We start from the raw sequence: 25,860 nt of genomic DNA, 5'->3' as shown, positions 1-25,860 counted from the left end.
GGACAGACGCCTCCACTCCATGCGCCAACGAATGCTGAAAAATCCGCTTGCGCGCTTTAAATATCTTGTTAATATATTAATAACTTCAACCCGACCACCGATCCAAGGAGTCCCTCGTGAACCCACAACCCCGCTGGCAAGGCATCTTCCCTGCCATCACCACCAAGTTCCACGCCGACGAGTCCATCGACGCCGAGGGCACAGCCCGCCACATCGACTTCCAGATCCGCAACGGCATCCACGGGCTGGTCACCTGCGGTTCTCTCGGCGAAGCCAGCACCCTCACGCTGGAGGAAAAGCTCCAGGTCGCCAAGATCGCCCTCGAAGCTGCTGACGGCCGCGTACCAGTGCTCGCCAACGTGTCCGAAACCAGCACCCGCGAAGCCCTGCGGTACATCGACGGCGGCAACAAGCTCGGCGTGGCCGGCTACATGGTCATGCCCTCGGTGATCTACGTGGCCGATGCCCGCGAGGCCATGGCCAATGTGCGCGCCATGGCGGGCGCCGCCCAGCGCCCCCTGATGGTCTACAACAACCCTGTGGCCTACCGCGTGGACCTAAAACCCGAGCACATGGTGGAGCTGGCCGACTGCGAGTGGATCGCCGCCATCAAGGAAAGCACCGGCGACATCCGCCGCATCACCGACCTGCGCAACACCGTGGGCGACCGCTACCAGCTCTTCCTGGGCGTGGACGACCTGGCTTACGAAGGCCTGGCCCTGGGCTGCGACGGCCTGCTGGCCGGCGTGGGCTGCGCCTTCCCGCGCGAAACCGTGGCGCTGTACGACCTGATGAAAGCGGGCAAATTTGCCGAGGCGCTGCCGCTCTACCAGTGGATGACGCCCATGCTGCACCTGGATGTGTCCAACAAGCTCGTGCAGAACCTCAAGCTCATCGATGCGCTGGTGGGTGTTGGCACCGAACACATGCGCCGCCCCCGCCTGCCCCTGGTGGGCGAAGAACGTGCGTTTGTGGAGAGTGTGGTGCGCAAGGCCCTGGCCACGCGCCCTACAAAATACCAATCTGTAGCCTGAGACACTGAGCGCCCTACTCCACCACCACAGCACCATGCAACGCATCCACGTGATCGACTCCCACACGGGCGGCGAGCCGACCCGGCTTGTCATCGACGGTTTTCCCGACCTGGGCACCGGCACCATGGCCGAGCGGCGTGCGCTGCTGGCCGAGCGCCACGATGCCTGGCGGGCCGCCACCGTGCTGGAACCGCGTGGCAGCGACGTGGTGGTGGGGGCGCTGCTCTGCGCGCCGCAGGACCCGGCCAATGCAGCGGGCGTGATCTTCTTCAACAACAGCGGCTACCTGGGCATGTGTGGCCACGGCACCATCGGGCTGATCGCATCGCTCGCCTACCTGGGCCGCATCACCCCTGGCGAGCACCGCATCGAAACCCCGGTGGGCACCGTCACCACCACCCTGCACGCTGATGGTTCGGTGAGCGTGCGCAATGTGCCCGCCTACCGGCTGCACCACGCACTGGCCATCGACGTACCCGGCTACGGCCGCGTGGTGGGAGATGTGGCCTGGGGCGGCAACTGGTTCTTCCTGATCACCGACCACGGCCAGCGCGTAGCCAGCGACAACCTGGAGGCGTTGATGGCCTACAGCTGCGCCGTGCAGCAAGCCCTCAAAGACCAGGGCATTCGGGGCGACAACGGCGGTGAGATTGACCACATCGAGTTGTTTGCCGACGACGACCAGGCCGACAGCCGTAACTATGTGCTGTGTCCCGGCAAGGCCTATGACCGCTCGCCCTGCGGCACCGGCACCAGCGCCAAGATTGCCTGCCTCGCCGCCGATGGCAAGCTGCAGCCGAGCCAGGTGTGGCGCCAGGCCAGCATCATCGGCAGCCAGTTCGAGGCCAGCTACACGCTGCAGGACGATGGCAAGCTCATCCCAACCCTGCGTGGCCGCGCCTACATGAGCGCGGAAGCGACCCTGCTGATCGAAGATGCAGACCCATTCGGCTGGGGCATCCGGCTGTAAACCGCCTTCTCCCACAGCGCAGGCCCCATGCAAACCACCGACGTCCTTGTGATCGGCGCTGGCATCGTCGGTGCGGCCTGTGCCCATGCGCTGGCGCGGGCGGGCCTGTCGGTGCGAATCATCGATGCGCGCCTGGGCGGTGCCACGGCGGCAGGCATGGGCCATCTGGTGGTGATGGATGACAACCCGGCTGAGCTGGCGCTGAGCAAATCGTCGCTCGACCTCTGGCACGCCTGGGCACCGCAGATGGATGCCGGCTGCGCCTTCACGGCCTGCGGAACGCTCTGGCTGGCTGCCAACGAGGAAGAGCTGCAGGCCGCGCACGCCAAGCGTTCCACCTTGCAAGCACAAGGCGTAGCTTGCGAGATGCTGGATGCCGCAGCCCTCGCCCGCGCAGAACCCGCGCTGCGCCCCGGTCTGGCCGGCGCGCTCAAGGTGAATGGCGACAGCGTGGTCTATGCACCGCGTGCCGCCCAGTGGCTGCTGGAGCAGGCCGCAGCCCACGGACGCCTTGTGTTGGAGCAGGCTGAAGCGATGCAGATCGACGGCCACACCGTCACACTGCGCGACGGAAGCCAGCGCAGTGCAGACGCCATCGTTCTTGCCAGCGGCATCCAGTCCCCGCAGCTGTGCCCCGGCCTGCCGCTGCGCCCCAAAAAGGGCCACCTCGTCATCACCGACCGCTACCCGGGCACCGTGCACCACCAGCTGGTGGAGCTGGGCTACATCACCAGCGCGCACCACAGCGACGGTACCTCGGTGGCCTTCAACGTGCAGCCCCGGCCCACGGGGCAGTTGCTGATCGGCTCGTCGCGCGAGTTCGACACCACCGACCCCGCCGTCAACAACGCCGTGATGGCGCGCATGCTGCAACGGGCACTCGACTACCTGCCAGGCCTGGCCGAACTCAACGCCATCCGCACCTGGACCGGCTTTCGCGCCGCCACGCCAGACAGCCTGCCGCTGATTGGCGCGCACCCCGAACACCCGCACCTGTGGCTGGCCGTGGGACATGAAGGACTGGGGGTGACCACCGCCCCGGCCACCGCGCAGTTGCTGGCGGCCCAGATCGCAGGGGGCACCCCGGCGATCGACCCCACGCCCTTTGCACCTGCCCGCTTTGCGGGCCTGAGCACACCATGACCGCATCCAGAACACCCGCCCTGGTGCACATCGTGGTGAATGGCAACCCCCTGCAGGTGCCCCCGGGGACCAGCGTCGCCGCCGCGCTGGCGCAGCAAACACCCGGCACCACACGCACCTCGGTCACCGGCGCGGCGCGGGCACCGCTGTGTGGCATGGGGGTGTGCCACGAATGCAGAGTCCGCATCCACGGCCGCACCCGCCTGGCGTGCCAGACGGTCTGCACCGAGGGCATGTCGATTCACACCGATGTCGGCACAGCACCCGGGAGCGCCACACCATGAACCAGCCCGTGACCCCACCCATGACCGAGCAACACTCGGCGCACGAGCGCTGCGACATCCTCATCATCGGCGCGGGCCCCGCAGGTTTGGCGGCTGCCCTCGCTGCCGCGCCCAGCGGGGCAGCGATCACCATCGTGGACGACAACCCGCAGCCCGGTGGGCAAATCTGGCGCGCTGGCCCCCAGGTGGTCTTGCCCGCCCTGGCGCAACAGCACCGCGCGGCGCTGGCCCGGCACACCAACATCCGCCTGCTGCCTGGCACCCGCGTGGTGGGCCTGGGTGATTCCCAACCCGGCGACAAGGCCCCGGCCCTGCTGCTGGAAGACGCAGACCGGGGCTGGACGCAGCACAGCCACCGCATCGTGCTGTGCACCGGAGCCCGCGAGCTGTTGCTGCCCTTCCCGGGCTGGACGTTGCCCGGTGTGACGGGTGCGGGCGCCTTGCAGGCCCTCATCAAGGCAGGGCTCGACGTGCGCGGCCAGCGCATCGTCATTGCAGGCACAGGCCCTCTGCTGCTGGCCGCTGCCGCCACCGCCAACAAAGCGGGTGCCACCGTGGTGCGCGTGGCCGAACAGGCGCCGTGGAGCGCGCTCGCTGGCTTTGCAGCGCAACTGTCACGCTGGCCTGCCAAGGCGTTGCAAGCCCTCACGCTGCTTCACCCGCAGTTGCGCGCCAGCAGCCATGTGCTGGAAGTCCAAGGCACCACGCAGGTGCAAACAGTGAGGCTGCGCAAAGGCCAACACGCCGAAGAAACCATGGCCTGCGACCGCGTGGCCTGCGGGTTCGGGCTGGTGCCCAACACCCACCTGGGGCAGATGCTGGGCTGCGCACTGGGCGGGCCGCTGAGCGGTGGCCAGGGCCTGGCTGTCGATGCACAGATGCGCACCAGCGTGCCCGGTGTATTCGCCGCGGGTGAAGCCACTGGCTTTGGCGGCAGCGAACGTGCACTGGTTCAGGGCGCCATGGCAGGGCATGTGGCGGCGGGACAGGTGCAACAGGCCCAGGCGCTGCGCCCGCAGCTGGCACGCTGGGAGGGCTTTGCGCAGGCGCTGCACGCGTCTTTTCCACTGAACAAAGCACTCAAAACCCTGGCGCAACCCGGCACCCTGGTGTGCCGCTGCGAAGACGTGCCCTACGCTGCACTGGCCGATCGCGACGGCTGGATCGATGCCAAGCTCCACACCCGCTGTGGCATGGGCGCGTGCCAGGGCCGCATTTGTGGCGCTGCCGCACAGCACCTGTTTGGCTGGACGCCTGCGCCCCCACGGCATCTGCTGGCGCCCACACGCATTGGCACGCTGGCCGCCTGCACGCCCGCGCCCACCACCAGCGCTCAGCGCGAGCCCGCAACTCCCTCGGGCTGACGCGCGCGCAGCCGTTTTCCCCCGTCCTTCCTTTCAGGGCTTACCCGTACCCAGCAGGCATCCATCTTGCTTTTAAATATATTTGTTAGATATTAAAAAGTACAAGGCTTTTTCTTTCATCGCCGCGCCCTCCTCCCCAGGAACCCCATCATGCCCACGCCCAACAGTCCACCCGCCCCGCAATCTCCGGCGCCGCGCGCTCCCGTCCGCTGGGTGCTGGCGTTGTCCACGCAGGTTCTGCGCATGGAGCGGCATCTGCTCACCGCCCTCATGACGTTGCTGGTGCTGCTGATCCTGCTCAACGTGGTCACGCGCTACACCGGCATGCCCATCTACTGGGTGGACGAGGCGGCGGTCTACACGGTGGTCTGGCTGACCTTTGTGGGCGCCTCGGTCATGACGCGGCTGCGCATGGACTTTGCCGTGACCATGCTGACCGACCACCTCGGCGCGCGGGGCGCCAAGGCATTCAAGGTGGTGGCCACGTCCGGCGTGCTGCTGTTTGGCATGGCCATGCTGGTGATGTGCTGGGTGTGGATGGACCCCATCGGCATTGCGCGCTACGGCTTTGACGCCAAGGAGTTTGCCGCCGAGAGCTTCAACTTCATCTACACCGAGCGCACCCAGACGCTGAACTGGCCCACCTGGGTGCTGCAACTCATCCTGCCGATCTTCTCGGCCACCTTCAGCGTGCATGCACTGGCCAACCTGTTCGAAGACATGGGTGTTGCAGAGCGTGTGACGCACGCAGGTTTCGACGTGGTCAGCGCCGACGCCGTGAACTGACTGACCTCTACACCAGGACCCCACCATGATCACCACCCTGTTTTTCCTTGCCGCGTTGCTGGTGGGTGTGCCCATCGGGGTCTGCCTGTGTCTGGCAGGCATGGTCTACATCGTCAGCATCGGAAGCCCGGTGCTGTTCCAGTCGTTTCCGATGCAGATGTTCGGTGGAGTGGACAGCTACGGGCTCATCGCGATTCCGCTGTTCATCCTGATCGGCGAGATCATGAACAGCGGCGGCATCACGCGGCGGCTGGTAGACCTGGCCATGGCCTTTGTTGGCTCGGTCAAAGGCGGGCTGGCCTACGTGAACATCCTGGCCAACATGCTGGTGTCGTCCATCATCGGCTCCGCCACGGCGCAGGTGGCCATCATGTCGCAGGTGATGGTGCCCGAGATGGAAAAGCAGGGCTACGACAAGACCTTTGCAGCCGGCCTCACGGTGTATGGCGGCATGCTGGGGCCCATCATTCCGCCCTCGGTGATGTTTGTGGTCTACAGCGTGCTGGCCCAGGTGGCCGTGGGCGACATGCTGATTGCAGGCATCCTGCCCGGCGTGCTGCTCACCGTGCTGTTCTTTGTCGTGATCGCGCTCATGGGCTTTGTCTACAACTACCCGCGCAGCGAAAAGCGCACGCTGGCCCAGCGCGCGCGCACCGTGGTGCAGGCCAGCCCCACGCTGCTGATCCCCATCATCATCGTGGGCTCCATCCTGAGTGGCCTGGCCAACCCCACCGAATCGGCCGCCGTGGGCGCGCTGGTATCGGCGCTGGTGGGTCGCTATGTGACCAAGGAGTTCCGGTTCAGCGCCATGCCCGCCATCCTGCTGCGCTCGGCCATTTACTCCGCCATCGTGCTGTTTTTGGTGGCGGCAGCGGCCGTGTTCTCGTGGTTGCTGATCTACGGCAAGGTGCCTCAGATGGTCGCCGCCTGGGTGCAGACCGTGGCGCACGACCCGGTCACATTCTTGCTGCTCACCAACGTCATCCTGCTGGTCATCGGCACGGTGATCGACGGCATCCCCGGTCTCATCATGACCGCCCCCATCCTGCTGCCGATTGCCACCGAGGTCTATCACATCGACCCACGCCATTTTGGTGTGGTGATCGTCGTCAACCTGGTGCTGGGGCTGATGACCCCGCCCGTGGGCCTGAGCTTCTTTGTCGCGTCGGCCGTCACCGGGGCCAAGCCCGGAAAGATGTTCATCGTCACGCTGCCGTTTTTCATCATCAGCTGCGTGGCGCTGGTGATGTTGTCGCTGTTCCCCAGCCTGTCGCTCGGTTTGCTCAAGTAGCCCGTCGAGCAACAGATCCCCCGTCCCCCTCCCAAGGTTCTTTCACACGGAGTTCACCATGACGACCACGCCCGCCCACACTGTCACCCGCCGCCATTTCATCCAGCGCCACGCCGTGGCCGCTGCCACCGTCACGGGGCTGGGCTTTCCAGCGCTGGTACGTGCAGCCGATGCCAAGGAGTTTCGCCTGGGGCTGATCACGCCTGCGGGCCACTCCTGGAACCGCGCCGCACTGCAGTTTGGCGAGGCCTTGAAGAAGGAAACCGATGGCCGCCTGAGCGTCACGGTCTTCCACTCGGGCCAGCTGGGCAACGAGGCTGCGATGATGCAGCAGCTGCAATCCGGCGCGCTCGACATGGGCTGGATCCAGGCGGCCGAGCTGGGCTCGCGCGTGTCCAGCATCGCGGCGATCAATGCTCCGTACCTGGTGCGCTCCACGCCTGCCGTGGCCAAACTCGTCAAACACCCATCTGCCACCAAACTGCTCGAAGTGCTGCCGCGCGAGACCGGCACCATCGGCCTGGGCTGGGGCATCACCGGCATGCGCGCCGTGTTCTCCACCAAGGACATCGCCGTGCCCACCGACATCAAGGGCATGAAGCTGCGCATCAACCCCACGCCGGTGTACCGCGACTTCTACCAAATGCTCGGCGCCGCGCCCACACCCATCCCCACGCCGCAGGTGTTTGATGCCATGAGCAACGGCCAAGTCGACGGGCTGGAGGCGGACATCGAGTTCTCGTGGAACCAGCGCTTCGACAAGGTAGCCAAGACCCTGCTGCAGATGAACGCCCTGTTCATGCCGTTCGCGCCGCTGGTCTCCGGCCGCATCTGGCAAGGGCTGGACGCCAAGGACAAGGACATCATCCGCAAGCTGGTGGCCCAGTCGCTGGATGCGCAGATCAATGACATCGTGACCACCGAGGCAGGGCTGATCGAGAAGTTCAAGGGCACGTCCATCGCCTTCAAGACGGCATCGTCGTTCAACCCCGACGGCATCATCCAGGAGTTCGACAAGCTGTGGCTGCCCAAGGCGCCGCAGATTGCCGAGCTGCGCAAGGCGGGCGCAAGCCTCTGACAGTCCGCAAGGGTCACCGGGGCCGCATCCCATAAGATGCGGCCTCCCGCAACGTCCTTCACGCCCGATGACACTCCGCCGCCCCTCCCCCCAGCAAGACCCCGCGCCCAAGCGGCGCGCGGCGGACGTGGCCTACGACGCCATCGAGACCATGATCTCCACGCTGCAGCTGCAGCCCGGCAGCCCCGTGGTGGAGGCCGAGATCGCCGAAAGCACAGGCCTGGGCCGCACGCCGGTGCGCGAGGCGCTGCTGCGCATGGTGTCCATCGGGCTCATCGTGCAGCAGCCCCGGCGCGGGCTGCTGGTGTCGCACATCGACCTGGCCGATCACCTGGACGTGATCCAGACCCGCCGCGTGCTGGAGCGCCTGCTGGCCTCCAACGCCGCACGCCGCGCCACGGCGCCGCAGCGCCAGGCCATCGTGCGTTGTGCGGAAAACATGGTGCAAGCCGCAGCGCGCGGCCACCTCGACGACTACATGCTGGCCGACCATGAACTGGACCTCGTCACCCACCAGGCCAGCCAGAACCACTCGGCCGTCAAATGCGTGCAACCGCTCATCGTGCAGTGCCGCCGCTTCTGGTACGCCTACCAGCACGAAGGCGAAGTGTCAGAAGGCGCCCGCGCGCACATGCAACTGGCGCAGGGCATTGCCAGTGGCGACGAAGCCCAGGCCATTGCCGGCGCGGAGCAGTTGATGGAGTATCTGGAGCGGTTTGCGCGGCGCATCATTGACCGGTAGCACGCGCCACCATGCACACAGCGCCTGCAACCGCATGGACAGCCTCAGTTCCAAAGGGCAATTGCTCTAATTTTTATAGCTTATTGCGCTTTACCAATAGGCGCTAGCGACCAAAATGGCCTAAATTTTTCACCCCAGCAGCGGCAACAGCAGGCCTATTCCGACACTTGCTGGCCCAGCAGAATGCGCTGCTCCAGAAAGCGCCACAGACGCTCGTCCTGGCTGAACGCCACGTTAAACCGCAGCCAGCCCGTGGGGCGCGGCTCCACCAGAAACAGCTGACCGGGGCCGAGCATGATGCCCGCACCCGTGGCTTCCTTCGACAGCTCGGCACTGTCGGGCAGATCAGGATGGCGCGCCCACAGGTACATGCCCGCCTCGGGCTCGTGAAACAGCTCGAACCCCAGGTTCAGCAAGCGCCGCCCCACCGTGCGGTGCGCCTCGGCCAGCCGCTCGCGCAGGGACTTGAGGTGCTTGCGCCAGCGCCCGTCGGTCACCACGCCAAAGGTGATGCGCTCGGTGATCTCTGACGAGGTCAGGCCCGAGATCATCTTGAGCTGCACCAGCTCATCGAGCAGATCGCGCCGCGCCGCCAGAAAGCCGGTGCGCAGGTTGGGCGAAATCGTCTTGGAGAAACTGCCCAGGTAGATCACGCGGTTGAGCTGGTCCAGGCTGGCCAGCGAGGGGCGCACACCAGGGTCCATGTCGGCATAGATGTCGTTCTCTACCAGCATGAAGTGGTGCTGCTCGGCCAGTTGCAGCAGCCGGTGCAAGTGCGCCACCGATGCCACCGAACAGGTCGGGCTTTGCAGACGCGGCTGCGTGAAGAACACCGTGGGCTTGTGCTCGGCCAGCAGGGCCTCTAGCGCCGGCAGGTCGTAGCCGGTGGCGGTACGCGGCACACCCACCACCTGGGCTCCTGCAAAGCGAAGCATGAACAACAGGTTGGGGTAACCCGGGTCGTCCACCAGCACCACGTCACCAGGCTTGACCATGCGGCGCGCCACCAGGTCCAGTGCCTGGCTGGAGCCCTGGGTCAGCAGCACCTGGTCGGCGTCCACCGCCAGATGGTGTTCGGCCAGCGACTCGGCCACCACCATGCGCAGCGCCATGTGGCCGTGGGGCAGGCCATAGCCATCCAGCTCGGGCCCGTCGGACGACAGCTGACGCATGCTGCGTTTGACCGCATCGCCAAACAGCCAGTCGTGGGGCAGCCAGCCGCAGCCCGGTTTCATGGGCAGGTTGCGGTTTTCAAAAATTTGTTTGAGGTACCAGCGCGCATCAAAACGGGGCACCGGCCGCTCGGGCGCACCAGTACCGGGCGAAGCGCCCTCATCGCCCCGTCGCTTCACAAAAAAACCTGCATTGGCGCGCGACACCAGCCAGCCCTGCGCCACCAGGCGGTCGTAGGCCTCGACCACGGTGAACACGCTCACGCCGTGGGCTGCCGCAAAGGCGCGGATGGAGGGGAGCTTGGCACCAGGTTTGAGCACCTGGCCAGCGATGAGACCCCGCAGGCCATCAACGATCTGGCTGACCAGCGGTGTCTGAAGATCCGGGCTGAGAGTGAGCATCAAAAGAACAGGGAAAGGGGCCAAATTGTGCACCGGGCCAACACCCGCGAACTCAGGGATTGCTTGTACAGGACGGGACACCTGCACAGTGTGCTCCCGTCAACAGCGACGCGTGCCTGGGGGTACCACCGCTGAACCCGCATTCGGTCCGGCCGGGTTACCCCTATTGTCCGTCAGCCCCACCTACCCTGGGGCAGCGGTCTCCAGCGATTTGCAGCGCTGTGGGATGTCTTGCGCGTTGATGACGCCGCGCTCGAAAAGGCCCGCAGACCGTGAACGGTAGTGCCCAACCGATGGGCGGTATTCAGTCTTTTGTCCGATGCAGCGGCTATCGGATTGCATCCACCGCCTGTCCCTTTTCCGCCGCCGCGATGCGCACACACCCATGCCCCAGCGATAGGCTTGCCCCCCAACTCGATTGGCATCGGTGACCGCAAATCGGGTTTGAAAACCAATACCCAACACACCGAGGGACACCCATGCTGACACGAACATCTGAACTCAACTCTTCACGGATTTTTCAACCCAGGCCATGGGCCATTGCCTTGGGTCTATGCCTGGGCACAGCCACAGGCCCTGCACTGGCGCAGGCGACCCACACCCCACCGGCAGGCTACAAGCCGTGCGCCGTCGAGGGACAGAAATGCAGCTTCAGCGGCGCGGCCAACGTGGTCTATGGAGCAGGCACGACCTGGACCAGCCCTCGCAGTTTCACCAACGGTGTCAGTTGCAGCAACGCAACCTTTGGCGACCCCCTGTGGGGTGTGCAAAAGGCCTGTTATGCCAGCGCACCGTCGCCAGCTCCTGCGCCCGATCCCGTGCTGACAGCACCGCCACCGGGCTACACCTTGTGTGCCGTCGAGGGGCAGCAATGCAGCTTTACCGGTACGGCCAAGGTGGTCTATGGGGCTGGCACCACCTGGACTGCCGCGCGCGCATTCACCAACAACGTGATGTGCAACAACGCCACCTTTGGCGACCCCCTGCGGCAGGTGAAAAAGGCGTGCTACGTCAGCAGCCCCGTCCCAACGCCCGCCCCACCGCCAACGCCTCCGGCACCGCCGGCTCCACCGGCGCCTCCGCCAGCACCGACGCCCGGTGGCTCCGTAACGTACTACTTCTCGGACTGCCAGGCGGGCGCCGCCACCGGTTGTGTGCCAGGGAGCAATTCCAACCCCGGCACCCAGGCGGCACCCAAGCAGAACCTCACGGGGATCAATGTCAACACACTGCCTGCGGGCACAGCACTGCTTTTTGCGCGCGGCGGTGCCTGGGTAGTGGGTGTCACCACGTTCGAGAACATGAACGTCCGCGCAGACGCGCCCCTCACCTTCGATGCGTATGGCGCAGGGCCCGCCCCCCTCCTCAACACCAACAACAATGCCATCGCGCCCTTTGAGCTGGGAGGGCGCTATGCCAACACCTCCAACGACGGCGGCTACGTGTTCCGCAATTTGCGACTCCACGGCTCCAACAACTCGGCCTGGGGCTTCTGGCTGAGTGGCAATGTCCGCGACATCGTGATTGAGAACGTGGAGATATCCGGCTTCCAGATTGCCATCCACTCGCAGGCACGCGCTCCCCACGGTGTGAACAACGTGCTGATCCGCAACAACCACATCCATCACAACGGAAGCATGGGCATCCTGGGCCAGTTCCGCAACAGCGTGATCGAAGGCAACCTGATCGAGGCCAACAACTTCAGCGGCAGCGGCTTCAACCACGGCACCTACCTGTCGGGCAGCCATGGACTGAGTGGAACCAACGTCACCTTGCGCAACAACCGTTACATCCGCAACTCGGTGGTCAATAGCATCTGCCAAGGGGGCAACATGACCTTCCACGGCCAGATGGACGGCGTACTGATTGAGGGCAACCGGATTGAGCAGGATGCTGCGACGGATGGCTGCTGGGAGATGTCGATCACGCAGGGGTATGACTCGGCCGAATGGTTCCGCAACTTCGTGGTGCGCAACAACAAACTCATCAACGCCGGCAACACGGGCATGGCAGTGCAGTCGGCACCCGGGATCGTGATTGAGGGCAACGTCATCATCAATACGCAGACGACGTTTCAGACAGCCATCAATGTGGGCCACACCGAATTCCAGAATGGCGATGTACCCGATGGAAACGCTGTGGTGCGTAACAACATTGCATGTTTCCCCACACCCCACGCGGGCAGCACGGTGGTGCGCGTGATTGCACCGAACAGTGTGGTCACGAACAACACCATGGTGACCGGGGCGGCTGCAACGACCGGGGTGTGCGCCCGGTAGCAGAGCGTTCTCGTTTCGGCCAGCAGAGGCCTCGCAGCACGCTGCGAGGCCTTTTTTGTTCTTAGAACCTGTTCAAGATCTTTTCAGGGTCGCACAAGTACCTTGCCGGGATGGGATGCAAGGCGCGGTGCGCAGTTGATAGCTTGGCTATCAGCAAGCGCCGCAACGCCGCAGACCGCCCGGCAAGGCACTTGCCCGCAGGGTTGGAGTGAAATCGGGCGATTGGACGGCTCAGCTGCTTGCATGGGCATGAGCCCATGCGGCGCATCCGAAGCTTCCACGTCCATCACGATGGCACTCCAATGCGGTCCCTGAAAAGATTTTGAACAGGTTCTTACGCACCGTTTTGGAAGATGGCAAGCGGCCCGCCGCTGCATCCCGATACAAGACCCTTCAATCCCCCGGGTGCCCGGTTTTCCTGCAGATCAGCGTGGGGGATTGCACTACGGCTGCGCAAAAGGGGCTGCATTGTGCACCGTGTTGGCGCACACCAAATCAGGGATTGCCTGTACAGGATGGAGGACCTGCACAGTGCGCGCAAAACAGCATGCCGGTGTACATGGACGGGCCGTGGCGCGAATTCCAGAATTCGCCCATTCCTTCATTTCGTGTTCAACCCACCCGCCCACAGCCATGCAGCAAGACCGCCACTTCACCAACGCCGCCCTCCTCACCCGCCGCCATGCCGCTGTGGCCCGGGGCGTGGGTCAGGCCCATGAACTCTTCGTACAGAAGGCGCTTAACGCCGAGCTGTGGGATGTGGAGGGCCGCCGCTTCATCGACTTTGCCGGTGGCATCGCCGTGCTCAACACCGGCCACCTGCACGCCGGAGTGATCGCTGCAGTCAAAGCCCAGCTGGAGCTGTACACCCACACCTGCTTCCAGGTGGTGGCGTACGAGCCCTACGTGGAAGTGTGCGAGCGCCTGAACACCCTGGCCCCCGGCGCGTTTGCCAAGAAGAGCCTGCTGCTCACCACCGGTGCCGAGGCCGTGGAAAACGCCATCAAGATCGCCCGCGCCTACACCAAACGCCCGGGCGTGATCGCCTTCACGGGCGGCTACCACGGTCGCACCAACCTCACGCTGGGCCTTACCGGCAAGGTCGCGCCTTACAAGATCGGGTTCGGCCCCTTCCCTGGCGAGATGTACCACGCCCTGTTCCCCAACGCGTTGCATGGCGTCAGCGTGGAGCAGGCCCTGCATTCAGTGGAGCTGATCTTCAAGAACGACATCGAGCCCGAGCGTGTGGCAGCCTTCATCCTTGAGCCCGTGCAGGGCGAAGGCGGCTTCTACGTGGCGCCACCCGAATTCGTCACCGGCCTCAAGGCCCTGGCAGACCGCTACGGCATCCTGCTGATCGCTGACGAAGTGCAGACCGGCGCTGGCCGCACCGGCACCTGGTTTGCATGCGAGCAATGGCCCGTGGCGCCCGACCTCATCACCACTGCCAAATCACTGGCAGGCGGCTTCCCCCTGTCTGGCGTGGTGGGCCGCGCCGACGTCATCGACGCCCCTGCAGCCGGTGGCCTGGGTGGCACCTATGCCGGCAGCCCCGTGGCCTGTGCCGCAGCGCTGGCGGTGATCGATGCGTTTGAAAAGGAAAACCTGCTGGCCCGCAGCCAGGACATGGGTGCGCTGCTGGTCAGGGCACTGAAAGAAATGGCCGCCACAGCCCCCGCCATCGGCGATGTGCGCGGCCTGGGTGCCATGGTGGCGATCGAGCTGTTCGAAGACGGTGATGTCCACCGCCCCGACGCCGCACTGACCAAGAAAGTCGTCGCCGAAGCCGCCAAGCGCGGGCTCATCCTGCTGTCGTGCGGAACGTATGGCAACGTGATCCGCATCCTGGTGCCGCTGACCGCCTCCAACGAGCTGCTCGAAGAGGGCCTGGCCATCCTGGCCGACAGCTTTGCCGCGCTGGGCTGACATGCGACCCGACCTTCATTCTGCTTACAAGGTGCCCCCAACCATGAACCCATCAGCAGAGCCCCTTGTCCGCTTCAGCGGTGTGCAAAAGACGTACGACGGTGAACAACTGGTGGTGCGCTCGCTGGACCTGGACATCCAGCGCGGTGAATTCCTGAGCCTGCTCGGGCCCTCGGGCTCGGGCAAGACCACCACACTGATGATGCTGGCGGGGTTTGAGTCCCCTACTGCGGGCGACATCCTGCTCGATGGCAAGCAGATCACCGGCACGCCGCCCCACAAGCGCAACTTTGGCATGGTGTTCCAGAACTACGCGCTGTTCCCCCACCTCACCGTGGGTCAGAACGTGGCTTACCCGCTCACCGTGCGCAAGGTGCCCAAGGCCGAACAGGCCGAGCGTGTGAAGAAGGCGCTGGACATGGTTCGCCTGACCGGCATGGCCGACCGCTTGCCCACGCGCCTGTCGGGCGGCCAGCAGCAGCGCGTGGCGCTGGCCCGCGCCCTGGTGTTCAACCCACAGCTGGTGCTGATGGATGAACCCCTGGGCGCGCTGGACAAGCAGCTGCGCGAGCATATGCAGATCGAGCTGAAAGAACTGCACCGCCAGCTGGGCGTGACCTTTGTCTACGTGACCCATGACCAGGGCGAGGCCCTGACCATGAGCGACCGCGTGGCGGTGTTCAACGAAGGGGTCATTCAGCAACTCGCCGATGTGGAAACCCTGTACGAAGCTCCATCCAACCGATTCGTGGCCGGCTTTGTGGGCGACAACACGGTGCTTTCGGGCACCCTGCAAGGCGCGGGCGCCGACACCGCCATCCAGCTGCCAGGCGGCTACCTGTTGCCGGGTGTGAACGTGAACCAGGCCGCACTGGGCTCTGCCGTGCACGCCTGTGTTCGGCCCGAACGCATCGTGCTGCATGCGCATTCCGAGTACCCCAAAACCTCGGCGATTCCCGCCACGGTGGCGCGCGCCATCTACTACGGCGACCACCTGCGCCTGATGTGCGACCTGGGCCATGGCCAAGAGCCCGCCACGGTGAAGGTGGCGCTGGCTTCGTCCGCTAGCAACCCCCATCCACAGCCGGGTGATGCCGTGCTGCTGGAGTTCCCCCCGGTCTCCACGCGCATTTACGTGGTCTGACCACCGGCACAGCCACACCCTTTTCCCGTCCCCTGTTCCTCCACAACCCTAAGGAAAAACTGCACCATGAAAAAGAGCCTTATAGCCTGCGCCTCTCTGGCCGCCTGCCTGGCACTTCCCAGCTTCGCGCAGCAGCAACTGACCGTCGTGAACTTTGGTGGCGCCAACGCCAACGCGCAGAAAAAGGCGTTCTACGAGCCCTATGAAAAGCTGGGCAACAAGATCGTGGCCGTGGAATACAACGGCGAGCAGGCCAAAATCAAGGCCATGGTCGAGGCCAAGAAGGTGACCTGGGACGTGGTGGAGCTGGAGTCACCAGACGCTGCACGCGGCTGCGACGAGGGCCTGTATGAAAAACTCGATTACAGCAAGATCGTGAGCAAGTCAGACCTACTGCCCGCTGCGGTGTCCGACTGCGCCGTGGGCATCTTCGTGTGGTCCACCGTCATGGCCTACAACGGCGACAAGCTCAAGACCGCCCCCACTAGCTGGGCCGACTTCTGGGACACCAAGAAGATCCCTGGCAAGCGCGGCATGCGCAAGGGTGCGCGCTACAACCTCGAATTCGCGCTGATGGCCGATGGCGTGAAGCCCGCCGATGTGTACAAGGTGCTGGCCACCAAAGACGGTGCCGACCGCGCCTTCAAGAAGCTGACCGAACTCAAGCCCAACATTCAATGGTGGGAAGCAGGTGCCCAGGCGCCGCAGTTCCTGGTGGCGGGCGACGTGGTGCTGACCACCGTGTTCAACGGCCGCATCGACGCGGCCAACCGCGAAGGCCGCAATCTCAAGATCTACTGGCCCGGCGGCATCTATGACCTGGACTACTGGGCCATCCCCAAGGGCACGCCGAACAAGGACGCGGCGGTGAAGTTCATCGCCTACACCATGCAGACGGCCAACCAGGCTGCTTACGCGCAGAACATCGCCTATGGTCCGGCCAACACCACGGCCCTCGCCAAGCTGGACAAGAAGGTGCTGGACGATCTGCCTACCTCGGCGAGCAACGCCAAGGAAGCCATCCAGTTCGGCGTGAGCTTCTGGGCCGACCAGGGCGAGGCGCTGGAGAAACGCTTCGCAGCCTGGGCCACCCAATAAGTCAGAAAACCGCACCCTCGGAGCACAAGACACCATGCAAGCCTCTTCTGCCATCGCCCCCGCCGCGCTTGCGCTGGACGCCCACGCACCCGGCGCACTGCGCAAGGCGCTGTCGCGTGCCGAAGCGCGGCGCAAATGGCGGGCCTTTGCCCTGACCCTGCCCTTGCTGGTGTTCTTGCTGCTCACGCTGCTGGTCCCCATTGCCGCGCTGCTGCAGCGCGGCGTGGAGAACCCCGAGGTCGCCAACACGCTGCCCGCCACCATCGAGGCCTTGCATGGCTGGGACCGCCACGAGGCACCGGGCCCCGCTGCCTATGCCGCGCTGATCAAAGACCTGGCCCGTCTGCCCGACAGCTCTGATGCAGGCGCCCTGGCGCGCCGGCTGAACTCGGAAGTGCCCGGAGCGCGTTCGATGGTGATGGGCGCTTTCCGCGCCCTGCCCCTGCAGGGCACGCCCGAGTCCATCCGCGATCAGCTGATCGACAAGGATGCACGCTGGGGCGAAGCGCCTTTCTGGCGTGCCATCGCCAAAAACGGGGCGCGCTGGACGCCCGACTACCTGCTCGCCTCGGTGGACCTGCAGCGCGATGCGCTGGGCCAGGTCGAACGCATGCCCGAGGAGCAGCGCGCGTTTGGCGGCATCCTGCTGCGCACCTTTCACATCAGCTTTGTGGTTACGGTGCTGTGCCTGCTGCTGGGCTACCCGCTGGCCTGGTGGCTGGCCTCGCTGCCCGCACGCCAGGCCAATGTGCTGATGATTCTGGTCCTTGTGCCGTTCTGGACGTCGATCCTGGTGCGCGTGGCCGCATGGATCGTGCTGCTGCAGTCCGAAGGCCTCGTCAACCGGGGGTTGATGGGCCTGGGCCTGATCGAGGAGCCGTTGGCGCTACTGTTCAACCGCACGGGCGTGGTGATTGCGATGGTGCACATCCTGCTGCCTTTCATGGTGCTGCCGCTGTACAGCGTGATGAAAAGCGTGCCACCCACCTACCTGCGTGCTGCGGTGTCGCTGGGCAGCTCGCCCATCGCCGCGTTCTTTCGGGTGTATGTGCCCCAAACCTACCCGGGCATTGGTGCTGGTGCGCTGCTGGTTTTCATTCTGGCCATCGGCTACTACGTCACGCCCGCGCTGCTGGGCGGGGCCGACGACCAGATGCTGAGCTACTACATCGCCCGCTACACCAACGTCGAAGTGAACTGGGGCATGGCCTGCGCGCTGGGCGCCCTGCTGCTGGTCGCCACCTTACTGCTCTACGGCGTGTACCGCCGGTTCGGCAAAGCCGAATTGAGCCTGGGCTAACCGCTTCAAATGACACTCACCATGCGCCATCTTCTGCCCCAATTCCCACTGTACGCCACGTTGGCCGACAAGCTCGGCTGGTGGGCGGTGCGCGCCCTGTGCGTGGCCGTGCTCGTGTTCCTGCTGACCCCCATCCTGGTGATGGTGCCGCTGTCGTTCTCCGAGAGTTCATTCCTGGCCTACCCCATTCACGGCTGGTCACTCAAGTGGTACCGCAACCTGTTCGAATCCGCCGAGTGGGCGCGCGCCACGCGCAACAGCTTTATCGTGGCCCCGGCCGCCACGTTGATCGCCACGGCCCTGGGCACACTGGCGGCGGTGGGGCTGTCGCGCGCCGACTTCCGATTCAAGGGCTTGCTCATGAGCATCCTGATTGCACCCATGGTGGTGCCCATCATCGTCGTGGGCGTGGCCACCTACCTGTACTTTGCGCCGCTGGGCCTGGCCGACAGCTACTTCGGGCTCATCATCGTGCACGCCGCCCTGGGCGCACCTTTTGTGCTGACCACCGTGCTGGCGACTCTGGCAGGCTTCAACCACAACCTCGTGCGCGCCTCGCTGAGCCTCGGTGAGACGCCCTTCAACACCTTTTTTCGTGTGACGCTACCGGTGATTGCGCCGGGCGTGATCTCCGGCGCGCTGTTTGCGTTTGCTACCTCGTTCGACGAGGTGGTGGTCACGCTGTTCCTGGCCGGTGCCGACCAGTCCACACTGCCGCGCCAGATGTTCAACGGCATCCGCGAGAACATCTCGCCCACCATCGCCGCGGTGGCCACGCTGCTCATCCTGTTCACCACCAGCTTGCTGCTGGCGCTGGAGTGGCTGCGCGGTCGCCGTGCCTGATATGCCCCTTGCCGCCCGGGAGTTCACATCGGCGACATGCGGCCGTCGCCCAGGCGGCTGACAATGACCGCTGCCGCTTCGTGCGTGAACCTCGATCTGCCCACGTTTAGCCCCCTTTCTCAAGGACCATCCCATGGACATGAAGACCTCCCCCCTCGCCCTGCTGAACGACCCCACCTTGCTCAAGACCGACGGCCTCATCAACGGTCAATGGGTGGTGGGCAGCAGCCGCTTTGATGTGAACGACCCGGCCACGGGTCTCAAACTGGCCGATGTGGCCAACCTGTGCCCGGCCGACGCCGAGGCCGCGATTGCCGCCGCCAACGCCGCCTGGGGCCCCTGGAAGACCAAGACGGCCAAGGAGCGCAGCATCATCCTGCGCAAGTGGTACGACCTGCTCATGGCCAACCAGGACGACCTGGGCCGCATCATGACCGCTGAACAAGGCAAGCCCCTGGCCGAAGCCAAGGGCGAAGTCGCCTACGGCGCGAGTTTTGTGGAATGGTTTGCCGAAGAGGCCAAGCGCATCAACGGCGAGACACTGCCTCAGTTTGACAACAGCCGCCGCCTGCTGGTCTTGAAGCAACCCATCGGCGTGTGCGCGGCCATCACACCGTGGAACTTCCCGCTGGCGATGATCACGCGCAAGGTCGCGCCTGCGCTGGCTGCGGGCTGCCCCGTGGTCATCAAGCCCGCCGAGCTGACGCCACTCACAGCCCTGGCCGCAGCCGAGCTGGCCGTCCGCGCGGGTATTCCGGCCGGTGTGTTCAACATCCTGCCCGCAGACAGCGACAACTCCATCGCCATCGGCAAGGTGCTGTGCGCGAGCGACGTGGTGCGCCATATCAGCTTCACGGGCTCCACCGAAGTGGGCCGCATCCTGATGGCGCAGTCGGCCCCCACGGTCAAGAAAATGTCACTGGAGCTGGGCGGCAACGCGCCCTTCATCGTGTTTGACGACGCCGACATCGACAGCGCCGTGGAAGGCGCCTTTGCCAGCAAGTACCGCAACGCGGGCCAGACCTGCGTGTGCACCAACCGCTTTTATGTGCAGGAAGGTGTGTACGACGAGTTCGTGACCAAGTTCGCCGCCAAGGTCAAGACAGCCAAGGTGGGCAACGGTTTTGAAGCTGGGGTGAACCAGGGCCCGCTGATCGAGGAAGCGGCACTGACCAAGGTGCAGCGCCACGTGGACGACGCGCTGGCCAAGGGCGGCCAGGTGGTGGCCGGCGGCCAGCGCCTCACCAGCCTGGGCTCCGGCCAGTTCTTCGAGCCCACGGTGGTCGCCAACGCCACGGCCGACATGCTCTGCGCGCGCGAGGAAACCTTTGGCCCCTTTGCCCCGGTCTTCAAGTTCAAGACCGAGCAGGAAGCCATCGACGCAGCCAACAACACCGAGTTTGGCTTGGCCAGCTACTTCTACAGCCGCGACGTGGGCCGCATCTTCCGCGTGACCGAGGCGCTGGAATACGGCATGGTGGGTGCCAACGTGGGCATTCTGGCCACCGAGCACGTGCCCTTTGGCGGCGTCAAGCAGTCGGGCCTGGGCCGCGAAGGCTCGCACTACGGCATGGACGACTATGTGGAGATCAAGTACCTGTGCCTGGGGGACATTCAGAAATAAGCAGCCCCACAAAATGCTACTTATTTTATAGCTGCCAGCGCTTTACCAATAAGCGCTAGCAGCCAAAATCATTCAAACTCTGGCGGCTGACGGTTGGTGTAGCTCGCGTTGCCCAGCCCCGTGCCCACCGTCAGCACCGCCCAGCGCTCCACGTCCTGCATGAAGGGCATTTCAGACAGGCCCTGCACCACTGCATCGTTGTGCAGGCACACCTGGGTGCGGCCATCGCCAATGTGCGGTAGCCGCTCGCACAGGTCACGCGGCAGGTGAAAGCGGGTGCTCTCCCAGTTGCCCGGCAGGTTCTGCGTGCCACCGGCCAGCGAGCCGTCTTCCACGATGAGCCCCGGGCAGGCCACGCCGATGTAGGGCGCCAGGCGGATCTTCTTTTTCTCGGCGTACGCGATCAGGCCTTCGAGCAGCGTGGCGATGCCCTCGACCAGTTCGTCGCGCCGGGGTTCGTCGTTCGCATGGGCCCATTTCTCGCGGCGCACCACCTCGGCCAGCGAAAGATCGGGGGCGCGGTGCAAATGGGTTTGCACGATGCCGCAGCGCACATTGGTGCCGCCAATGTCCACCGCCAGGATGGCGTCGTAGCTTTGCAGCAGCGCGGGGGGCGCCAGATGCACCCAGCCAATCAGGCCGCCCTCGTCCGCATGATGGCGCAGCGTGCGCAGCTCCACGGGCACCTTTTCGGCCTTGAGGATCTTGCGGGTGCAATCGATGGCGCGGCCACCCACCTCGCTCTGGTGAAAGCCCCCGCCGATGATGATGCGCTCCACGCCGCGCCAGGTCTTGTGTTTCAGAAATCGCTGCACCACGTGCGCCAGCTGCATCGCGTAGTCTTCCGACGCGGCTTCGATGGCTTGGGCGGCCACGCCGTCTTTCTCCAGCAACGCATCCAGCTTGTGTTTGCTGAGTTCGCGCGTGGGCTTGGTGCCCATAGGGTCCTTGCCCTCCATGGATGCATACAGCTTGCGCCAGGCATCGAGCATGTGGCGAAAGGCCGTGCGGCTGGCGACATCCCCCACGTAGCCTTCGCCGTCGCTCAACTCGAGGCTATAGCCTTCGATGATGACCGAGGCCAGCCGCATGTCGCCATGCGGCCCGACGATGCCCAGCTCGCGTTGTGCCTTGGCGTCCCTACCTTCCAGCGCCGTGCTTGGCTTCTTGCTGGCGGCGGGTTTCTGTGCTGAGTTCTTGTCTTTGGAAGCCATTCATTTCCTCACACGATAGTGCCCCTCCAAAGGAGGCCGTTCCAGAATGGTGGCGTGGGTGGCGGCCGCGTGGCGTCAGCAAATGGCTTGACATGCCCTACGGATGGGCGCGCGCCCATGCCGTCATCCGTGCAGCATGCGCGGTCAAAACAACAACAAAGACAAGGACGGGGGGAGATGATCAGCCGAAGGGGGCTGGAGCGGGTGAAGGGAATCGAACCCTCGTATGAAGCTTGGGAAGCTGCCGTTCTACCATTGAACTACACCCGCCTTCTGTAAGCCGTTGATGGACAACGGTATTTCAGTGAGGCCTGTGAAAACACCGGGTTGGCAGTTGCCGCGCCAGAGTTTCATCAGCAGCTGTATTGTAGCCACGCGGCGCCGCGCCCGAAACGGGTTTGGCCAGAGGCTTGCGTCCCATGTTTGCGCCCCTTCGGCGGGATGCAGACCGAAGGCAGCACAATGGAGCCTTCACAACTACCAGCGAAAGAAGGAAAAGCCCCATGCAACTGAGCGACGACCGCACGCAGGCCACCCTGGCAATCAACAAAACGCTCACAGCGCCAGAGATCGAAAATCTGATTCGTGAGTTGGCCATGTTGCGCTCGCAGATGACGCCTGAAGTCACCCCGGCCCCCCAGGACAGCAATGGGAGCGGGGTCCCGGTGATGTCGCAGGACAACCCCACCCTCGCCATCCAGTACCCGCTGGAAGACGCGCACGTCACCGTGTACCTGCGCAGTATCGGCCTGGGCTGGACCGCATGGCGGCTGCATCCCGACACCCAGCGGGCACTGGCTGAATTCTTCAATTCACGGCTTCCAAAAAGCGCGCCTGCCAAGGGCAAGCCCATTCCGTTTCGCTGATCCTGCCATGGCGTAGCTCCGCTAGCGCCCGCGAGTGCGCGGGCGTTCAGCCGGAGATTGCCGGGTTGTGGGAGCCCCCACGCGCCCGGTTTGGCACACCGGGGCTGGCACTGGCGCCACCCAGATTGAACTGCGCAATGGCAGACACCATCTGGTGCGCCTGCGTCTGCAGGCTGCTGGCCGCAGCAGCCATTTCTTCCACCAGGGCGGCATTCTGCTGAGTAGTCTGGTCCAGTTGCGTCACTGCCTCTCCCACCTGGCCCACGCCGGCGGTCTGCTCGCTGCTGGCAGCGCTGATTTCAGAGACCATGTCGGCCACGCGCTGGATAGAGCTCACGACTTCCTGCATCGTGGTGCCCGCCTGATCGGCCAGCACCGAGCCCTGCTGCACCATGGCGCTGCTGGCGCCGATCAGTTCTTTGATGGCCTTGGCCTCGGCGGCGGTGCGCTGAGCCAGGTTGCGCACTTCAGCAGCCACCACGGCAAAGCCCCTGCCTTGCTCGCCAGCACGAGCGGCTTCAACCGCAGCGTTCAGGGCCAGGATGTTGGTCTGGAAAGCAATGCCGTCGATGACGCCGATGATGTCGGCAATCTTCTGGCTGCTGGTGTTGATGTCCTGCATGGTGCTGACCACCTTGGACACCACTTCACCCCCTTGCGCGGCCACGCGGCTGGCGCCGACGGCCAGCTGGTTGGCCTGGCTGGCGCTGTCGGCGTTGTGTCGGATGGTGGCACCCAGCTGCTCCATGCTGGCCGCCGTTTCTTCCAGAGAGCTGGCCTGGCTTTCGGTGCGGCCCGACAGGTCCTGGTTGCCTTGGGCGATTTCGGTGCTGGCCGACGACACGCTTTCGGCACTGGTGCGCACGGTGCTCAGGCTTTCTACCAGGCGGACACGAAAGCCTTCCATGGCCTGGGCCAGGCTGCCGATTTCGTCGCGGGATTTCAGGGTAACTGCATGGGTCAGGTCGCCCTGCGCCAGGTAACCCAGCGCGGTGCTCAGCTGCTGCACGGGAGCACCCACCAAGCGGCGTGTGGCAACCACCAGTACCACCGTCAGCAGTGCCAGCGCCACCAGCACACCCAGCCACAGCCAGGTGAGCACGCTGCGGGCCTCGCCCATCATTTCAGACTCCGGCGCCTCGGCCACTATGGCCCAGTTCCAGGGCTTGTAGCGCTCCACCGCCACATAACGCGCGGCGGTGTCACCGTCGCCACTGCGGCGCGGCGACCAGCTCGATTCAAAATCGCCGGTTTGCTCGATACCCGACAGTGAAGCAAGCCAGGCCTTGGCCTCATCCACTTTCTCATCGACCTTGAGCGCTGCGTTGGCGCCCGTCAAACCAAAAACGTTGCCCCGTGCAGGGCCTGCTGAAATATTGACCGCGTAGACAGCGCCCGTGGCAAACAGCTTCTGGCCCGCCATCACGGTGTTGAGCTTGCCCAGAATGGGGCCGATGTCCGAACCGATGAACAGGATGCCGATGGTGCGGTTGCCTTCGCGGATGGGTTCATACACCGTCATGTACTCCCGGCCAAACAGATTGGCGCGGCCGATGAAGGTTTTGCCTTCGTTCATCAGTTCGTAGGCGGGGTGCTTGCGATCGAGAAGGGTCTTGTAGGCGCGGTCTCCGTCCTGCTTCTTGAGCGAAGTGGTCACACGGATGAAGTCGTCGCCCGTGCGCGCGAAGATGGTGGCGACGGCACCCATGCTGTCTTTGGAAAACCGATCCACCACCTCAAAGTCGCCATTGATCGGCACCCCTTGAAATGCCAGCGTGGCCTCGGGCTTACCGTCTGCCCCCGGCGCCTCGCTGAGCGAAAAATTGCCCGGAAAATTGGCCTTGAACAGGGTGAAATCGCGTTTGGCCTGCTCTTGCGCGGTTTCGTCAAACGTCTGCACCAGGGTGCGCAACTGGGCTGCGTATTGCTGGGCATCGCCGCGCGATAGCCGCCCAAAGTTTTGCCAGAGCAAGGCGCTGACGATACCCATGGTGATGATCAGCACAAGCAGCAGGCTGAGTAACGCCGCAAGCGACAGCTTGAACGCGACGGAACGGTGTGTGGTGGTGGGGCTCATTGTTGTTTTCTTCTGCAGTTTCCGGGCCCTCTGCCCAGAACAGGTAACCAAGTTACCTTATCTGTGTGTAAAAACAAAACCCAAAGCAATGCCATGCTTTCATGAGGGCCACCCAGCCCTCAACGAGCAAATAGCGATTACTAGTGGTAAACCCTAATCTTCCAGACTCAGCCGCTGCCTGCTCTCAAACATTCGCGGCACGCCCAACACCGGGTCCGCAAACTCCAGGGACCGCGCCAGCAGTTGCAGAGGCCGGGAGTAGTCTCCTTCGGGAGGATCGTTGACCACTGGATAGAACGGGTCGTTGCGCAGGGGCAGGCCCAACGCGGCCATGTGTACGCGCAGTTGGTGCCGTTTGCCGGTGATCGGCATGAGGCGGTACCGGGCCCAGGCGCCAGACCTTGCCACCTCCAGCATCTGCATCTGCGTGTGGCTGTTGGGCTCGCCGGGCACTTCCTGCATGCGAAAGAACTGAGGGCTTTCCTCCAGGCGGCTCATGTGTTCGCGCGGAAACACGAGGTCTTCGCGCCACGGCGCAATCGCGTCGTAGTGTTTGGTGATCTTTTTGTCACGGAACAGCGCCTGGTAGGCCCCGCGTGTGCGCTGATGCACCGACAGCAGCACCAGCCCCGCCGTGTCCCGGTCGATACGGTGCAGGGGCGACAGTTCAGGCAACCCCAGCTGTCGCTTGAGGCGCACCAGCAGTGTGTTGTGCAGATAGCGGCCCGACGGTGTCACGGGCATGAAATGGGGCTTGTCGGCCACCACGAGGTGCTCGTCCTGGTACAGCACCGTTTCTGTGAACGGCAAGGCGGGTTCTGCGGGCAGGCTGCGGTAGTAGTACACGCGCAAGCTGCCTTCAAACGGCCGCCCGGGCGACACGGGCTCCCCGCGTTCGTCCACCACATCCCCCGCCTGCATACGCTGCAGCCATTCGTCGCGGGTCACGACGGGCAGACGCTGCGCCAGAAAGTCCAGCATGCTGCCCTGCCCCTGGCTGGGCAGCACCACGCAGCTTGGGCCCACGCCATCGCGCATGGGCGGGGCGTGGGGGTGGTGGGGGTTGTGCATGGTGCGCGGATTTTAGGGCGCGGCAGCACCGTTTTCCGCCTGTAGGACAAGGGCGGCAGTTGCGCCTGCACTGCCACTGGGCGCGCCAATGCGGGCTAGCATGAACCCAGGAGGCCCGGTGCCGCATGAGCAAACGCGGCACCCACCCATGT

General features: G+C 64.6%; 21 protein-coding genes and 1 tRNA gene. 17 read left to right on the top strand and 5 right to left on the bottom strand.

The window, feature by feature from the left end; all coding sequences use genetic code 11:
• The first annotated feature begins 116 nt into the window (after positions 1-116).
• From LPA35_RS03765 to LPA35_RS03725, 9 genes are all read left to right on the top strand, one after another.
• The gene (locus LPA35_RS03765) at positions 117-1,034 is read left to right on the top strand and encodes a dihydrodipicolinate synthase family protein (RefSeq protein WP_010458555.1); all 918 of its coding nucleotides are present in this window, start codon (positions 117-119) and stop codon (positions 1,032-1,034) included.
• A gap of 34 nt (positions 1,035-1,068) precedes the next feature.
• Entirely contained in the window at positions 1,069-2,004 is a 936-nt protein-coding gene (locus tag LPA35_RS03760; protein WP_228895145.1) for a 4-hydroxyproline epimerase, read from the top strand.
• 27 nt (positions 2,005-2,031) lie between these two features.
• Positions 2,032-3,147 carry an FAD-binding oxidoreductase gene (locus tag LPA35_RS03755; protein ID WP_218300992.1) on the top strand — a complete coding sequence of 372 codons (1,116 nt, stop codon included), beginning with the start codon at positions 2,032-2,034 and terminating at the stop codon, positions 3,145-3,147.
• 23 nt (positions 3,148-3,170) lie between these two features.
• Positions 3,171-3,431: a 2Fe-2S iron-sulfur cluster-binding protein gene (locus LPA35_RS03750; protein WP_304505252.1), complete on the top strand. Its 261-nt coding sequence runs from the start codon at positions 3,171-3,173 to the stop codon at positions 3,429-3,431.
• Positions 3,428-4,795 (top strand): FAD/NAD(P)-binding oxidoreductase, encoded by a 1,368-nt coding sequence (locus tag LPA35_RS03745; RefSeq protein ID WP_228895141.1) that lies wholly within the window; start codon positions 3,428-3,430, stop codon positions 4,793-4,795. The genes LPA35_RS03750 and LPA35_RS03745 overlap by 4 nt, the downstream gene beginning before the upstream one ends.
• A gap of 150 nt (positions 4,796-4,945) precedes the next feature.
• Positions 4,946-5,581 (top strand): TRAP transporter small permease, encoded by a 636-nt coding sequence (locus LPA35_RS03740; protein ID WP_228895139.1) that lies wholly within the window; start codon positions 4,946-4,948, stop codon positions 5,579-5,581.
• A gap of 25 nt (positions 5,582-5,606) precedes the next feature.
• Entirely contained in the window at positions 5,607-6,872 is a 1,266-nt protein-coding gene (locus tag LPA35_RS03735) for a TRAP transporter large permease (RefSeq protein WP_228895137.1), read from the top strand.
• Between the two features lie 58 nt (positions 6,873-6,930).
• Entirely contained in the window at positions 6,931-7,950 is a 1,020-nt protein-coding gene (locus LPA35_RS03730) for a TRAP transporter substrate-binding protein (protein WP_108498414.1), read from the top strand.
• Positions 7,951-8,017: 67 nt separating this feature from the next.
• Positions 8,018-8,692, top strand: coding sequence for a GntR family transcriptional regulator (locus LPA35_RS03725; RefSeq protein ID WP_055398092.1), 675 nt, complete (start codon positions 8,018-8,020; stop codon positions 8,690-8,692).
• Between the two features lie 155 nt (positions 8,693-8,847).
• Here the strand turns inward: LPA35_RS03725 and LPA35_RS03720 are convergent, their stop codons facing one another.
• On the bottom strand, positions 8,848-10,266 hold the full coding sequence (locus tag LPA35_RS03720; RefSeq protein WP_055398091.1) for a PLP-dependent aminotransferase family protein: 1,419 nt from the start codon (positions 10,264-10,266) through the stop codon (positions 8,848-8,850).
• Between the two features lie 479 nt (positions 10,267-10,745).
• Here LPA35_RS03720 and LPA35_RS03715 point away from each other — a divergent pair, with 479 nt between their 5' ends.
• The 7 genes from LPA35_RS03715 to LPA35_RS03685 all read left to right on the top strand — a co-directional run bounded on the left by LPA35_RS03715 (position 10,746) and on the right by LPA35_RS03685 (position 20,480).
• Complete coding sequence (locus LPA35_RS03715; RefSeq protein WP_228895135.1) at positions 10,746-12,545, top strand: right-handed parallel beta-helix repeat-containing protein; 1,800 nt, start codon at positions 10,746-10,748, stop codon at positions 12,543-12,545.
• Between the two features lie 633 nt (positions 12,546-13,178).
• Positions 13,179-14,471 (top strand): 4-aminobutyrate--2-oxoglutarate transaminase, encoded by a 1,293-nt coding sequence (gabT, locus tag LPA35_RS03710; protein ID WP_228895133.1) that lies wholly within the window; start codon positions 13,179-13,181, stop codon positions 14,469-14,471.
• A 43-nt stretch (positions 14,472-14,514) separates the two neighbouring features.
• Positions 14,515-15,615: an ABC transporter ATP-binding protein gene (locus LPA35_RS03705; protein ID WP_228895131.1), complete on the top strand. Its 1,101-nt coding sequence runs from the start codon at positions 14,515-14,517 to the stop codon at positions 15,613-15,615.
• 66 nt (positions 15,616-15,681) lie between these two features.
• A complete protein-coding gene (locus tag LPA35_RS03700; RefSeq protein WP_228895129.1) occupies positions 15,682-16,713 on the top strand; it encodes an ABC transporter substrate-binding protein in 1,032 nt (343 codons plus the stop codon).
• A gap of 34 nt (positions 16,714-16,747) precedes the next feature.
• The gene (locus LPA35_RS03695) at positions 16,748-18,013 is read left to right on the top strand and encodes an ABC transporter permease (protein ID WP_228895126.1); all 1,266 of its coding nucleotides are present in this window, start codon (positions 16,748-16,750) and stop codon (positions 18,011-18,013) included.
• 21 nt (positions 18,014-18,034) lie between these two features.
• On the top strand, positions 18,035-18,856 hold the full coding sequence (locus LPA35_RS03690) for an ABC transporter permease (protein ID WP_228895125.1): 822 nt from the start codon (positions 18,035-18,037) through the stop codon (positions 18,854-18,856).
• 133 nt (positions 18,857-18,989) lie between these two features.
• A complete protein-coding gene (locus tag LPA35_RS03685; protein WP_304505248.1) occupies positions 18,990-20,480 on the top strand; it encodes an NAD-dependent succinate-semialdehyde dehydrogenase in 1,491 nt (496 codons plus the stop codon).
• A 68-nt stretch (positions 20,481-20,548) separates the two neighbouring features.
• Here the strand turns inward: LPA35_RS03685 and LPA35_RS03680 are convergent, their stop codons facing one another.
• The gene (locus tag LPA35_RS03680) at positions 20,549-21,694 is read right to left on the bottom strand and encodes an ROK family protein (protein WP_228895123.1); all 1,146 of its coding nucleotides are present in this window, start codon (positions 21,692-21,694) and stop codon (positions 20,549-20,551) included.
• A gap of 196 nt (positions 21,695-21,890) precedes the next feature.
• Positions 21,891-21,964: transfer RNA gene (locus LPA35_RS03675), tRNA-Gly, on the bottom strand.
• Between the two features lie 233 nt (positions 21,965-22,197).
• Here LPA35_RS03675 and LPA35_RS03670 point away from each other — a divergent pair.
• Positions 22,198-22,560, top strand: a complete 363-nt coding sequence (locus LPA35_RS03670; RefSeq protein WP_218300983.1) for a hypothetical protein — start codon at positions 22,198-22,200, stop codon at positions 22,558-22,560.
• Positions 22,561-22,606: 46 nt separating this feature from the next.
• On the opposite strand, the gene LPA35_RS03665 is transcribed toward LPA35_RS03670, so the two are convergent.
• Positions 22,607-24,637 (bottom strand): methyl-accepting chemotaxis protein, encoded by a 2,031-nt coding sequence (locus LPA35_RS03665; RefSeq protein ID WP_228895120.1) that lies wholly within the window; start codon positions 24,635-24,637, stop codon positions 22,607-22,609.
• Between the two features lie 153 nt (positions 24,638-24,790).
• Positions 24,791-25,708, bottom strand: coding sequence for a pseudouridine synthase (locus LPA35_RS03660; RefSeq protein WP_228895119.1), 918 nt, complete (start codon positions 25,706-25,708; stop codon positions 24,791-24,793).
• Positions 25,709-25,860 lie beyond the last annotated feature (152 nt).

This window comes from Acidovorax sp. Leaf73 (assembly GCF_916855635.1).
Taxonomy (GTDB): domain Bacteria; phylum Pseudomonadota; class Gammaproteobacteria; order Burkholderiales; family Burkholderiaceae_C; genus Acidovorax; species Acidovorax facilis.
This window is presented reverse-complemented; position numbering and strand designations above follow the sequence as displayed.